Source organism: Schlesneria sp. (genome assembly GCF_036405755.1).
In the GTDB taxonomy this organism is placed as follows: Bacteria; Planctomycetota; Planctomycetia; order Planctomycetales; family Planctomycetaceae; genus Schlesneria; species Schlesneria sphaerica.
The window spans coordinates 1-14,897 of record NZ_DASWWZ010000275.1; the positions used below are offsets into that span (position 1 = coordinate 1).

The 14,897-nt window shown below is 57.1% G+C and carries 9 protein-coding genes; 3 read left to right on the top strand and 6 right to left on the bottom strand.

The genetic code is table 11. From position 1 onward, the window contains the following. From VGE80_RS09625 to VGE80_RS09645, 5 genes are all read right to left on the bottom strand, one after another. Positions 1–369: c-type cytochrome (locus VGE80_RS09625; protein ID WP_440592508.1), on the bottom strand; the 369-nt coding region annotated here is incomplete at its 3' end. 138 nt (positions 370–507) lie between these two features. Further along, on the bottom strand, positions 508–2,232 hold the full coding sequence (locus tag VGE80_RS09630; RefSeq protein ID WP_373653150.1) for an ABC transporter permease subunit: 1,725 nt from the start codon (positions 2,230–2,232) through the stop codon (positions 508–510). A 244-nt stretch (positions 2,233–2,476) separates the two neighbouring features. Beyond that, positions 2,477–3,568, bottom strand: a complete 1,092-nt coding sequence (gene truD, locus VGE80_RS09635) for a tRNA pseudouridine(13) synthase TruD (protein ID WP_440592509.1) — start codon at positions 3,566–3,568, stop codon at positions 2,477–2,479. A gap of 192 nt (positions 3,569–3,760) precedes the next feature. Beyond that, positions 3,761–4,303, bottom strand: coding sequence for a DUF2243 domain-containing protein (locus tag VGE80_RS09640; RefSeq protein ID WP_373653152.1), 543 nt, complete (start codon positions 4,301–4,303; stop codon positions 3,761–3,763). Beyond that, complete coding sequence (locus tag VGE80_RS09645) at positions 4,300–4,551, bottom strand: hypothetical protein (RefSeq protein WP_373653153.1); 252 nt, start codon at positions 4,549–4,551, stop codon at positions 4,300–4,302. The genes VGE80_RS09640 and VGE80_RS09645 overlap by 4 nt, the downstream gene beginning before the upstream one ends. A 451-nt stretch (positions 4,552–5,002) precedes the next feature. On the opposite strand from VGE80_RS09645, the gene uvrB reads away from it, so the two are divergent. After that, entirely contained in the window at positions 5,003–7,069 is a 2,067-nt protein-coding gene (uvrB, locus tag VGE80_RS09650; protein WP_397569197.1) for an excinuclease ABC subunit UvrB, read from the top strand. Between the two features lie 219 nt (positions 7,070–7,288). Further along, the gene (locus tag VGE80_RS09655) at positions 7,289–11,512 is read left to right on the top strand and encodes a protein kinase domain-containing protein (protein ID WP_440592510.1); all 4,224 of its coding nucleotides are present in this window, start codon (positions 7,289–7,291) and stop codon (positions 11,510–11,512) included. 296 nt (positions 11,513–11,808) lie between these two features. Here the strand turns inward: VGE80_RS09655 and VGE80_RS09660 are convergent, their stop codons facing one another. Beyond that, positions 11,809–13,557 (bottom strand): DUF885 domain-containing protein, encoded by a 1,749-nt coding sequence (locus VGE80_RS09660; protein ID WP_440592511.1) that lies wholly within the window; start codon positions 13,555–13,557, stop codon positions 11,809–11,811. Positions 13,558–13,662: 105 nt separating this feature from the next. Here VGE80_RS09660 and VGE80_RS09665 point away from each other — a divergent pair, with 105 nt between their 5' ends. Next, positions 13,663–14,790: a serine hydrolase domain-containing protein gene (locus VGE80_RS09665; RefSeq protein WP_373653157.1), complete on the top strand. Its 1,128-nt coding sequence runs from the start codon at positions 13,663–13,665 to the stop codon at positions 14,788–14,790. Positions 14,791–14,897 lie beyond the last annotated feature (107 nt).

A 14,897-nucleotide genomic window follows, 5' to 3' on the forward strand; every position in this document is an offset into this window, starting at 1 on the left:
GCCAGGTTTCGTCGTGTGAGGACTCATCAGATAGGCCTGCAACCACTCGGGCTTGAATCGAGCCCCAATTGTGTCGAGGACCGGTGCCTGCTTCGATGCCAGTCGGGTGCGAGTCTCTTCGTCAACGGTATGACAGGCGACGCAGTTGAGTTCACTTAACAGCACCCGGCCACCCGTTTCAGGGCTCAGTTGGATCGGTTCGCTGTCGTCGTCGTCCTCCTCAGGATCCACTTTCGGTGGGTGAGCCGGCGGTGCATAGAAACGTTCAAATCCTGGCAGCCGAGGGGGGACGAGTTCCGCAGCGAAGAGGTGACTTTCCCGAACTCCGACAAGCAGAAGGACGACACAGCACGCCGAACGCACAAACATCTCGCAGACTCCCTGTCGAGTTCTGGAAAACGGTCCCGTCTCTAGATTCTTGTTCTGATCTTCAGTCCCTGCAGCGTCGCACAGTCTCCACGTGGCCCACAAAAATACCAAGGCGACCTGATCGAGAACTTTTCAAGATCATCCCTTTGGCATTTCCGTTCGACCAAGTGCAGAGTCGTACTCACTGATGGCTGGAACGAGCATGGCAAGTGTGGTGAAGCCGTAAGCCGCGACGACGAACAGGCAGACCCCCAACGTCTGACCGAGCAGGAAGCTGGTGATCGCATAAAACGTACAGAACGGCAAGATTCCAGCCGCCAGCGTGAGGGCCGGAGATGGGTTGCGGTGCGTGAGCGACGCCCAGAGCCCCAGGCTTCCCCCCAGGATAAAGACCAGAAAGCTGGGAAGCTGCAGGCCGAACGAAGCGCGGGCCTGAAGGATCAGGATCATACAGATGAAGATCCCGACAAACAGGAAGAACATGGTTCCAAGACTGCTGGCAATCGCCGTCCGGGATACGGTGTAACTCAACCCCGAATGCAGCCCCAGCATGGCGGCAAACGTCACCAGCGACAGGAAACCGAGCGCAATGTAGATGAAGTTCTCGAGTGTCAGTTGGCCCTGTCCGAGATACCAGATCATGAACAATAGCGGAATCAGGATCAATTCTTTGCTGTTATACAGAACCCCACCAAGCTTTCCGAAAATGAACTCTTTTGCACTGATATCCGTCGCGAGCAGCAGTTCCAGTGTCCCGGTGTCTCGTTCACTGGTGAGCGCCGTCACTCCTTGAGCATTGATCAGCAGCATCGAAAGGAGACTCAGCGAGACGAAAGCCGCTCCAACCGGAGAAATCATTCCCAGCACCAGGGGCGAATTCGGCGGAGCTGTCAGTACCGAATAAAGAGCCGCAGCGGCGATCACCACATAGGCCAGCTTGATGACGATCACTTTGCGTCCATACGCTTTCGTCATCATCTCTCGCCAGATGACCGGACTGTTCCAGACCGGTCGGGGTGGACGAACAACGCCTCGGTCATTCTCGTCGAGCGTGGCCATATCCCCCAGAGTGCGGGATGGATTCCAGACGCGAACTCGAACGATCGTAAACAGAATAATCAGCACCGCCACCAGCAGTAGCAGACCCGATGAAATGAGCGCCACCGCCGAATACGAGAAGCGGCCGGCACTGTTCAAGGGATCCAGCACGCGCGCCATCGCACGAAACGGGTTGAGCGAACCGATGATGATGCCGACATCGGACAGACTTCCTGTCACAGTCAACACCCCTTCAACCACCCCCAGAAAAAAAACGATTCCGATGAGGGTGATCGCCAGGGTCTGAAAGGTTTTCTCGCGCCAGAAAGCCACCAGTGAACCCCAGCTTCCCGCCACAAGCCCTGAAGCGGCAGAGATGGCGACGGCACACGCAACCTGCTGCAGCGAGACCCCTCCCAGCATTTGGACGAGCGTAAAAACGGGGATCGACGCGGTCAGCAGAACTCCGGGCAGTAGCAGGCTGGAACAGAGCTTTCCCAGGACCAGTTCGCGGTCACGCAGGTCCGTCATCAGCAGGAGCAGCATCGTCCTGCGGTCTTTTTCCTGGGCCACGTTCCCGGCCGCGAAGAGCGCCGCGAAGAATATCATGATGGCGAGCTGCACCATTGTCAGCACCTGAAAGACCAGTTGCCCATAGCGAGCGATGTCTCCCAGGTTCCGCACCTGCTGCCATCCGAACGTTGTCTGCGCCGCGGTGTACATCAGCACGAAGAACGCGGCGACATATCCCGACCGGATCAGAAAGTGCGACAACTGGCGGGGAACCGTCAGTGCCTCACGTGAAAACAAGGGGCCAGCGAGCACAGGATCAGCCTCAGATGTATTGGATAAAGGCGACGAATCGGGGCCATTTCGCGTCCACTTCCGTCGCTGAGATAGATGCAATTACGTCGTGCGTATCATACGAACGAAATTCGCTTTCTTCGAGTTAAGCGGCAAACGCCGGGCGAAATTCCCGAAACTCTTGTGTCCCCGGACTTTCGGTACGGATGATTGTGCCGGGCCGATACTCGGCAGCACTCAAGCGGCGCAGCCAGTCACAGAGACATCAGCTTTCATCGGCGGCGTCTTCCGTGGGGGCCGGGGCGGCAGCGGAATCGTCCTTCATGAGTTCTCTCAGCAGCGTCGTGGCATAGACGCCGCTGGGAAGGTTGAACTTCAATTGAATCCCCTCACTGACCTGGGCCGTCTCCAATTCCGCAGGCCGTGCAACGAATGAACGGCGAGCCCCCGAAAGCAATTGACTGTACTTCTGGAACAGATCGAGGGTCAGCCCCGATTCCGCCAGCAGTTTGGTTTCCCGCTCCAGGGTGACTCCGTGGGGACTCAACATCTTCACCCCGAACATGGGCCCCGTCACCGTGACCTCGCCGGCATCAAGACGTGCCTGCTCTTGAGTGACATCTTCCGAGACGAATTTGCCCCCCGACTGAGTCACCTCAAGGATATCCCCCTCCAGCACCGTGTGCAGCAAACCCTCCTGCAGTCGCTGAGACAGCGCCTGGTTGAACAAGTCGGACTGAACGGCTGAAAGAGCGAGTCGCAACAGAAACTTCCGTTTGGAATACGGAATCTCTTGCGGTTTTTTGACTCCCGTCAGCAGATCCAGCCCCAGTTTCAGCGTTTCCCCATCGTGACCGAACCGCTGATCTCCGTAATAGTTCGGGAAGCCAAACTGGCTCAGTCGTTGCACAACTGACTCCGCGACTGCCAGCGCGTTTTCGGCGGCATTGCGGATGACAATGGTGAAGCGGTTGCCGCGCAGGTGGCCCGTTTTCAGTTTGTTGACGTGAGGAGTGGCCTGAAGCACAGTGATTTGATCCGAATTCAGGTCCCCCACCCGTTCCTGACAACTGATGGGAACCGAAACGTACTGTCTTGCGACTGCACGCCGGTCCTTAATCCCCGCGAAGCCGATGTCGTTCGGTGAAACCGCAAGCGTGCCTGCGAGTCGCCGAATCAACTGATCATGCGGAATATCCCGCTTCTGAAGCCATAGAAACAGATGCTGCCCTTCACCACCCGGTTCGTAAGCGGGAATCTCTTCAACCACAAAATCTTCAGGCTCGACTTTGATTTCGCCCCCGATTCCCGGCAGGTCGGCGGTGAAATAAGGAAGATTGTTGCTGGCTTTGGGCATGATCTCAGGTTCCGTCGAGTAGACATCGTCATTGGCGGCTTGGTGAATCGCGCAATCGCTTCCGCCGTCGTACCGAACCCGGATTGTAGTGGATGAGCGAAGCGAAAGGGACAGAGGGTGCGTCGCCCCCTTTCGCCATCGCCCTGGGAAGTCCCCCAAGAGGAATCACCACAAAAAATTTTCCGCCCATACCTACTGGTTCTCGGCCTGGACGATCGAAGACTGGCTGTCCTGTTGCAATGCGGTCCCGCGCGAGTTCTTCGCTTGATCTCGCGAGATCAGGAACGCCCCGACCAAGACGAGCAGAACACCGGAACCGAGAAACGCCAGGTCATAGACAAGATGGTCAGGAGTTTCCCTGACGTGGTGCAGATGCAGAATGTGATGGTCAAGAATCCCTTCCACCAGATTGAACATTCCCCACCCCAGCGGCAATCCTCCCGCGAGCGTGTAGCCCGACCAGGGAACATCCGCCCTGTTACTGGCCTTCCATAACAGGAGCAGTCCAGTGCAAGTCATCACCCAGTTAAACAGATGGAACATCCCGTCCCAGAACATGTTGATTTCCAGATTTCGAATCACAACCAAAGGGTCGGGATCAACTTGGGGATACTTCGCCGACAACATCCCATGCGCTTGCAGGATCTGATGGAACACAATTCCGTCCAGGAATCCACCCAATCCGATCCCGAGAGCCGTTGCCGCAGCGATCAGAGGGCCTCGATGGGTTTTCATCTTGTTTCTCGCAGGGAGGAAAAGTTCGGTTCGGAGTAGGTCGTCGCAGGATCCCCAGACGGTTCCGTCGCCGCAGTGCGAATGGGGCAACCGAGGTAGAGCCAGCGCAGGACGAGGCAAAAGACGGCGAAGGGCAAGACCATCACGAGAGTGTTCGGCAGGAACGACGCGGAAAAGATTTCATCGCGGACCTGATTGACGCCGTTTGTCCCCTCGCAGAATGGACAGGCCAGCAGTGTGATCGCCATCGGCGTCTCTCCCATGATTTCTGATTAGGCCAAGCAGATTCCATGACCGCCCGTGTCGCAGCTGGATCAATCGGCAGTGCTCTCGAACAATGGCCGATGACTCCCGGGGAGAGGTCGTGGTGCAACGAGCGTTCCGGCGGAGCAATCAGGCAGACTGGATTCCGGCCGATCCCATTCAAGCAGGCAGATGTCGATCTTTACGCACACTTGACCCCATCAAATGTTGCGTTCGCTCCTTCGGCAAGGCTCGAAAATACGGCTTGCTGAAACGTCAGGCTGGACGTTGACCATCCAGCAACGTCGTCGCGGAACGGTGACGGCCGTTCTGTTGACGCCCCCTTGCGGCAGGAGGAGTCCAACCGGAATTGCCGGTTTCTCCGCAGGCGGACTTCGCTTGAAGCCGCGATCCGATACACTTGAGCTGATCCTCTCTTTCGGAAAGCGATGTCCCATGCCCGAATTTCAAATTGCGAGTCCGTTCCAACCTTCGGGGGACCAGCCCGCCGCCATCGAATCACTCGTCCGAGGCATTCGCGAGGGCAAGAAAGACCAGGTGCTGCTGGGTGTCACCGGTTCGGGCAAGACCTTCACGATGGCCAATGTCATTCAGCAGATGCAGCGACCAGCGCTCATCCTGTCGCACAACAAGACGCTGGCAGCTCAGTTGTACGGCGAATTTCGCGAGTTCTTCCCCAACAACGCCGTGGCCTATTTCGTCAGTTATTATGACTACTACCAGCCAGAAGCCTACATCCCTCAACGAGACATCTACATCGAGAAGGATTCCTCAATCAACGAGGAAATCGATCGTCTGCGATTGCTGGCGACGAGTGCCCTGGTCAGTCGCCGTGACGTGATCGTCGTGGCCAGTGTCAGTTGTATTTATGGATTGGGTTCTCCCAAAGATTACCTCGAAATGATGGTGCCACTGACCGTGGGAGGAACCATCGATCGAGATGACCTGCTGCGGCGACTTTGTGACATCCAGTATTCACGGAACGATATCGCCCCCGCCCGCAGTAATTTCCGTGTCCGGGGGGATGTGATCGAAGTCTGGCCCGCTTATGAAGAATTTGCCTACCGGATTGAACTGTGGGGTGATGAGGTCGAGAAGCTGTCAATCATCAATCCCCTGACCGGAGAAGAAGCCCAGCGACTCAACGACATCTACATTTATCCCGCCAAGCACTATGTCCTTCCCGAAGACAGGATCACTTCCGCGACCGATGAGATCGAGAACGAGCTGAACGTTCAACTCGAAAAGTTCCAGCAGGAAGGGAAGCTGATTGAGCGGCAGCGGCTGAACGCCCGAACGCGGCACGACCTGGAACTGTTACGTGAGATGGGATTCTGTCCGGGGATTGAAAATTACAGCCGTGCTCTGTCCGGTCGAAAACCGGGTGAACCGCCGTTTACGCTGCTCGACTTCTTCCCCGACGACTTTCTGCTGTTCGTCGATGAATCCCATGTCAGCATCCCCCAGATTCGGGCGATGTTTAATGGCGATCAGGCACGCAAGACGACGCTGGTCGAGCATGGCTTTCGCCTGCCGATGGCATTGGATAACCGGCCGCTCAAGTTTGAAGAATGGAATGCCCGACGTAAGCAGACCATCTTCGTGTCCGCCACTCCCGCCGACTGGGAAATTGAGCAGACTGCAGGAGAGGTTGTCGAACAGGTGATCCGTCCCACGGGTCTGCTCGACCCCACCATTTCCATCCACCCTGCCCGAGGTCAGGTGCCCCATTTAATCGAACAGATCAAAGCCAGGACCGAGAAAGGTCAACGAACACTGGTCACGACATTGACCAAACGGCTTTCCGAAGACCTTACGAATTACCTCACGGAAGAAGGAATCAAATGTGCCTGGCTGCACTCGGAACTCGACGCCTTCGAACGTGTCGAAATTCTCCGAAACCTGCGTGAAGGTAAGTACGACGCCGTGATCGGCGTGAACCTACTCCGCGAAGGGATCGACGTCCCCGAAGTGTCGCTGGTGGCCATCCTTGATGCCGACAAGGAAGGTTTCCTGCGCAGTGCCACGAGCTTGATTCAGACGATCGGGAGATCAGCCCGTAACGTGAATGCGGAAGTTGTGCTTTATGCAGATCGTGTGACCGACAGCATGCAGGAAGCACTCGACGAAACAAAGCGCCGCCGCATCCTTCAGATGAAGTACAATGAAGAGCACGGAATCACGCCGGAAACGATCAAGAAAGCCATTCGACGGGGCATTGAAGAAGAAATCGAAGCCAAGCGAATGGCCCAGAAAGTGATCGGCGTCGAAAGCGAAAGCCAATACGTCACGCAGGAGTACCTCAATGAACTTGAGGCCGAGATGCTCGCAGCGGCTGAATCACTGGAATTCGAGCGTGCGGCGAAGCTGCGGGATCGGATTGTGCAACTGAAGAAACAAATGGGCAAGCCTGTCCCCGCGGAAGACGATAGCGCCAGTCCCAAGAAGGGCCGCGGTCGTGGACGCAAAGGGAGTCAACGCAAGCCAAACCCCCATCGATAGAGTATCGGGGATGCCTGCCGCGTCTCAAAGCTTTTGACGGACCTTTCCAAACTTTGGTACACTGCAAGCTCCCAAATTCCTGTCATGAAATCCTCTTTTTCCGGTCGATTTTTTCGTGGGAAGTAATGATGAAAATCGTATTGCCTTCTCGTGTGTCGCATACGAGTTTCATCACCCGACCAATGCCGTCGTTACTGGACCATGAAACGGGGGATCGCAATGAGTAGCGAATCCGAACCGGCAACGAAAAATCAGGAATCGACCCCTCCCCTCAAGTCGCTGGGGAAGTACCAGATTGAACGCAAACTGGGACAAGGAGGGATGGGGACGGTGTATCTGGCGAGGAACACCGATCTCAAGAAGCTCGTCGCCCTGAAGGTTCTCCCTCGGGACAAGGCCAAGAATCCGACACTCGTCCGACGCTTCAAGGCCGAAGCGCAGGCCGCCGCCCAGCTTGAGCATCCCAATATCGTTGCCGTGTATGACACCGGTGAGGCCGACGGTTATCTCTACATAGCGATGGAGTACGTCGAGGGAATTGACCTGTTCGAACAAGTCCGGCGTCGCGGAACGATCCCCGTCAAACGCTCGATCGAGATCATTAAGCAGGTCGCCTCCGCATTACAGCATGCCTTCGAACACAATATCGTCCATCGAGACATCAAACCGTCGAACCTGCTGCTGCGAAAAGATGGCGTCGTCAAAGTGACAGACCTGGGTCTCGCCCGCTCGATCGACGACACGCTGGAAACCAATATCACCCGTGCCGGTACCACCGTCGGCACTGTCGACTACATGGCCCCTGAGCAGGCCCGCAGCAGCAAGTCTGCGGATATCCGCAGTGATCTGTATTCGCTGGGCTGCACGTGGTACCAGATGCTGACGGGCGATCCCCCCTTCGCGGAAGGAAGCCTGACAAATAAGCTGCAGGCCCACGCCATTAAGGATCTTCCCGACCCCCGGGACATCAATGAAAACGTTCCGGAAGGGCTGATTGCCGTTCTGCGGCGCATGACGGCCAAGAAGCCTGCTGACCGCTACCAGACTCCGGCCGAGCTCCTGGACGATCTGGAAAACTCCAAGCTGACCAATGCGGCGTTCTCGAATGAGATCTTCAGCGACCTGAGCGATGACGAGATTTCGACTCTCAAGGAACAGCCGGAAGCAGAGATCGAAGCGGTCGGCGATCCGGAATCACCCCGACCGAGCAAACGTCGTCGCAAGCCAACTCCGAAGGACGAACCTGAGGCGGACGAGTCGGACAAGCCCCGTGCGCGCCGGCGCCCCCTTCCGAACGATGAAGAGATCTCCGACGAGGTCTCGCCGCCCAAAACCCGTCGCAGGTCAAATAGTCCTGCACCTGACACGGCCGTCGACGACGCCACTCCCCTCCCTACTCGCTCAAAATCGCCCCGTTCACGCGTCGATCAAAGCGATGACGAAGGGGTCGATGAAGAATCGCTGCAACGTCTGACGGGACGAAATTCCCTCGATGACGACGAAGAAGACGCGGATCCACTGGCAACCAAACGCAAGCGTGTTTCGGCGACGAATGAGGGCTCTGATCCGACAGTCCCACGGAATCCCAAGGGGACTTCAGCAGGGTCCGCGCGGGACAAGCAACCCAAAAAATTCTCGCCGAAACCTCTCCCCCCCAAACGAGAACCCATTCCCCTCGCTTCAAATGAAGATCGACCGGCGATCAATCTTGATCCACTGAAGTACGTTGCCCTGGCTGCGGTCGTGCTGATCCTGGTGGGCGGACTGGGCTGGCAGATCGTCCAATGGGGAAACCAGGTTCAAACAGCAGAGAACCCCTTCGGAGAGCCGGTCGCTCCCCCTACGGCCGTCGCGGGGTCCATCCCTGAAACACAAATGCCTCAGGAAGCGGAGTCGGACGATTCCAGCGCAACGGGTTCCGCAGCCAACTCCACAGCCGCGCAAACGCCACCGGCGGAGTTTGACTTTACCCGGCAGCCTGTGCCCGAATGGGCAACCCGCCCATCGTCCGTTCCTGCCGATCTTCCGGCAATCACCGTGGGACCAGGTGCCACGACCACCCACCACTTCACGACACTGGACGAAGCATTAAAAGTTGCCAGCAAAAGCGGGGGATACATCCAACTGGTGGGAAGTGGCCCATTCCAGCTTTCTCATCAGGAAATCTCGACCGCAAACCGCTTGATCATCACACCCGCTTCGTCAACAGACCAGCCCCTCGTGATGGTCACGCCCACGCTGCAGGGCTCACGCACTGCCCTCGCCTTCAGTAACGGCACACTGGAACTGAGGGGGTTGCATTTCGTCGTTGATCGAACAGCCGACATGGGACAGGCTCCCCTTTCCCTGATCTCGGTCAACGATGGCCGAATGTACGTCAGAAACTGCTCGTTCACCGCCACAGGGAGCACTTCAGCCCCCGCATCGGCGTTCACATTCACCAGCGACCAGGACGCTCAGAATGTCCCCTCTGTGGAACCCCACGTTCTGCTGGACCATGTTGTCGTCCGCGGTAATGGTCTCACGGCACTTCGACTTGACCGTGCTCGCTGTGATGTGGTCATCCAGGACTCTTTGCTCGTCTCCGGCACCACACCCTCTCTCGTCATCAGCAGCAAGCCGTTTACCGGAACGGTGGAATCTCTTTCGACCACGCCCCAGCGCCTGATTCGAATCCTGCGATCGACACTCTATGGCCGCAAGGAAATCTTCGAACTGACAGCAGAGAATCAGCCCAAGCCACCGACGACAGCACTGCTGCTGCAGGACTCCATCTGCGCCGCCGAAGGAGCTGGCAACACGACCGTACTGGCATCGGCCGTCCGATGGCCCAGCTCAACGTCCTCGGCGTCCGGCTGGCTGACCAACTTCACCTGGACCTCACAATCGACGCTCTATATCGGGTTTGAGCGGCTGCTGGATCTGGATAAGTCATCGTTTAAAGTCGCCAACCCCGATGCATGGCAACGGGTCTGGGGCAAGCCATTTGAACCGAGGCAGTTTCAAAGGTTCATCTGGCCGGAAACCAGCTTCCCCGATCTGGGAGCCATTCAGCTGCAGAACTTTGATAAATCCACCCTTCCTTTCCGTGAGCTGACCGCCTCCAGCGGCGGCTTGCCGGGGTGTACGACGAGCCAGCTCATTCTGCCGGGGACCGTTTCGCAGGCCCGGCTCATCGCCCTGTCTCAACGCCCTGCGGTGCCGGAACCGACTCGGCCCGATGCTGCTCCTCCCACCCGAAAGGTCAACCTGGGACGGGAAGACCTCGGTGCAATCCTCAACAGGAACGACTGGACCAGCGGCACCCTGTTCGAAGCGACGGGGTCAGGTCTCGTCACGATGCAGCCTGCACGCATTACGGGAAAATCTGTTCGCATTGTCTTCACCCAGGCAGAAGGGTCTCCGCTGAAGATCCAGCCAAAGGTTCCTGAGGGAAAATCAAAAACCGATATCCCCGGCCTGTTTACCATCGAAAACGGAATGCTTGAACTTCAATCGGCGACGCTGGAGGCTTCGTCCAACACCAAAGCGGCTCCCCTTCCTTGGCTGGTCCATTCGACGAACTCCCTCGTCACCCTGCGAGGTTGCCAATTGAGCGGACCACAGCTTCAAGAGGTTGCGCATCACCAGGGGTTGGTCACCTGGCGAACCATTGCGGAAGCCTCTTCTTCGCCCGAAAGTGGTCCAGCGTATCTCGCCCTGACCGATTCGCTTTTGATGAGCAACGGCGTAGGAATCCAGTTCCAATCGCCCGCGGGTCAACTGCATGTGCGCAATAGTATCGTCGCCGTCCGGGGCTATGGCATCGACCTTCAACCCGCCCGGACGGGCAACGCTCTGTTGCCAGTGATCAATCTGCAGAACGTCACCTTCTCAGCTTCGCAAGCGGCTCTCCGAATCGTTGCCGCAGAAGGAACAGCAGTCGTCGAGACCCCGATGCGCCTCTATATCGATTCCTGCGCCGTCGTTCCGCCGCTGGAATTCCGCCTCAACGAGGCAGCTAACTCCACGGTTGTGGAATGCGTTGGGCCTGTGCTCGAGCAAAAGCAGGTCGATTGGTGGGGAATCTCCAACGGCTTCGCAAAAGAGCTCCCCTCGCTTCTGCGCGAGCAAAACAAGGAACCGATCACCGCTGTCGCTAACTGGATGAACCTCTGGGGTCCCTCGAATGATGACCGGCTGTTGACCGGTGCCAAGGGGGTACAGTTGAAAAACGGCCTGCCCAATAAGTGGGCTCTCTTGAAGATTTCCTCATTTCTGCTCGACCCTAATTCGGCAGGCGCGACCTGGGGTTCAGACGGCCAGGCGGTGGGTGCCCACATCGGTGCCCTCGAAGAATTGGCTGCGGTCAAAAAAGTGACGACCGACGCCAAAGCGGGCACTCAAACCACCATCCCCACTGTTCCGCCCAACGTGAGAGCAAAAAAGGACATCGGCTTCTGACCAACGGCACAGGAACAGTGACGTAGTCGATCAATCCACAGATGCTCCAAAGCCGTGAGCCGTTGTCGGTCTGGCCACAAATCTTACATCGGTCTCAGAGCGTAGCGCGAACATCGAGATCACGTTGACCGTCACCCCCTGCGGAACAGTCGTCTCGCCTGTCTGTAGAACTGTCCCCGATCAGGTTCAGCGACAGGAGGCCCAGTTACACTTAACGCTGTCACATTTAACACTGGCGTCAGACGGGCTCATAAAGCAGCTCTGCGATGGCAACAGGGCCTTCGACACACGGCTCGTTATTTTCCGGCTTGAATCCATTCATCGACAATCTCTTCCAGCACATCCAGCGGGACCGCACCATTCCTGAGTACGACATCGTGGAAGTCACGCAAGTCAAATGAAGGCCCCAGCGCTTTGGTTGCTCGCTGCCGGAGTTCCTTGATTTTCAGTTCACCAATTTTGTAAGCCAGGGCCTGCCCGGGCCAGGCGATGTAACGATCGATTTCATTGACGATATCGAGCTCACTTTTCGGCGCATTCGCCTGAAAATAGGCAATGGCCTTTTCACGAGACCATTTCAGCGAATGCATACCCGTATCGACGACCAGGCGCACGGCGCGCCACATCTCGTAGGTCAATTGCCCAAACTTGGAGTACGGATCGTCATACAGTCCCATCTCTTCGCCGAGACTTTCGCTGTAGAGGGCCCAGCCTTCGACGAAGGCAGTAACGTGGGCATGTTTGCGGAACTCGGGGACATCCACCAGATCGGTCGCGAGGGCAATCTGCAGATGGTGGCCGGGCATTGCTTCATGCAGCGACAGGGCGGCAATCTCGAACTTCGGACGGGTTTCAGGCTTATACAGATTGACAAAATAGGTCCCCGGGCGGGATCCATCTGCCGAAGGGGGACGATAGTAAGCAGTGGTCGTATCAGGAGCCATATGAGCGGGAATCGCTTCAATGCTGAAGGGGATGCGCGGCAGCTTCTTGAAAACTCGCGGCAGTTCCGGATCAACCCGTTTCACAAAGGCGGTGTAGGCGGCCAGCAGATCATTGGCATCGGTGTAATGGAACTCAGGCGAAGTTCGCAGGTGCGTGAAGAACTCGTTGAGCGTCCCCTCGAAGCCCACCTGCTGCTTGATCCGTTCCATCTCTGAACGTATTCGAGCGACTTCGCTGACACCAATATCGTGGATCTGCTGCGGCGTTAAGCTGGTCGTCGTGTGCTTGCGAGCCAGATACGCATACAGTTCCTGCCCCTGCGGTAATTGCCATGCCCCGACATTCGGCACGCAGGCAGGGAAATACTCTCGTTCGAAGAATTCCAGCAATTTTCGATAGGAAGGGACGATCCGTTCCTGAATCGCGGCCTGTGCTTCACGCTGAAGTTGCAATCGATCTGCTTCGGCGATCTCGGCCGGGAACGATTTAAAAGGCTTGTAGTAAAGGCTGGTTGTCGGATCGTCCACAAGTTGACGCCGGATCTGCGCGGGAAGACGCTGCATCACGACCTGTGGTTGCACCATCCGTTCTGCCACTCCACGCCGCAGCAATTCGATGGTCTGGTCCATGTACTCTGGAAACGACTTCAGTCTTGCCAGCCAGTCTTCGTAATCTTTTCGAGAGATAAACCGGCAGGCATCCGCGACCGAATTTTCGTCCTGGATTCCGTCACGATGATTGAGTACGACAAGATGCCACTGATAGGGATACTCTTCCAGTTCGGTCTCCAGCTCGCGGCGGTAGAGCTTCTGATTGAGTCGTTCAGCGGGTGTCAGCTCATTCGATCGGATTGCGTTCAGTCTCTGCAGGACTTCACGCTGGTGTGCCTCCCGTCGGGCGATGGCTGCCAGACTGACATCAGCCCATCGATCGTTGTAGCGGCCGTCTCCCAGGTATGTCGCCGTGACGGGAAATTCCCGCAGATTGGCCTGCCACTCTTCCTCGAATAATCTTCGCAACTGCTCAGAGGGTTCGCTGGCCATCACCACCAGCGGCCCCATCAATAAAGCCACCACGACGATCAACGACGACGAGTGCATATGGATAACTCCAGAATTGCCGAGCGACGCTTGTTTTCTTTATGGTACATCAATCTTAAGGGGGCTTAGAAGCTTGCGGCACATTGAAATGAGACGAAACAGGACATGACCAAATCTCTCCGGACGATCCATCCTCAACGCTGGCAGTCTGTCGCCGACCTGGCCGATCATTGGTGCAAGACGAACGTCCTGCCGTGCCTTTCGGTTGCGACGGGGACCACCAGCGTGATTTCAGGGCGCTTCCATAAGGGTCGATTTCACGAGCACACGGCCCCGGCTTTTAAAGCCGATCCCATTTTCCTGATTGCCTCCATCACGAAACCTGTCGTAGCCACAGCCGCGCTGCTGCTCATCGAACGAGGCCAGCTTACCCTGGCTGACCGAGTCACCGACTACATTCCCGAGTTTGGACGGAATTCCAAGCACGGTGTCGAGCTGCGGCATCTGCTGACCCACACATCCGGTTTACCCGACATGCTGCCCGACAATCAGGAGCTGCGACAGGCACATGCCAGCCTTCAGCGGTTTGTCGAACGAACGTGCGAAGAACCACTCGCCTTCTCACCGGGACGGGGTGTTCTCTATCAGAGCATGGGCTTCGCGGTTCTGGGTGAAATCATCGCTCGTGTCAGCGGCAAAAGCTGTGCACAGTTTATTCAGGAAGAACTCTTCCAGCCGATCGGGATGCAGGATTCGGCGCTCGGAGCCCCGGATGAATGGTACGAAGGTCAGTCCGCGAACATGCTACGTGTCACCCCTTGTGTGGTACCGGAATCTCAGGCATCGGGAACCGAATGGAACTGGAACAGTCGCTACTGGCGGCAATTAGGGGCTCCCTGGGGAGGAATGTTAACGACTGCTAAAGACCTGTCGCTGTTTGCACAGTTCCTGCTGCGGCGAGGTATCACGCGATCGGGGGAGCGGCTCTTGTCACCTGCAGCCATCGACGCCGCCACCCGGAATCAGCTTCAATCGATGCGAGACGTTCCCGATGAGGAACGTCGCTGCCGCCCCTGGGGGCTGGGATGGCGTCTCAACTGGCCCGCTCACAGTGCCAACTTCGGAGACCTGCTTGGCCCACGCACCTTCGGACACTGGGGGGCAACGGGGACCGTGCTGTGGATCGACCCGGACGCGGAAATCTTTGCTCTGATCCTGACGACTCTGCCCCAGGAACCCTCGGGCAAGTATCTCTCTCGGCTTTCCAACACGATTGCTGCAGCCTGGCAATAGCGCCGAACGAAGTCTCCTCCTGACTTCTCGCGCCGTTTTCCCAGGTCCGGGGATCAGCTCAGGGATGTTTACCGATCACGAAAGCCCAGGACGCGACGAACTTCCGC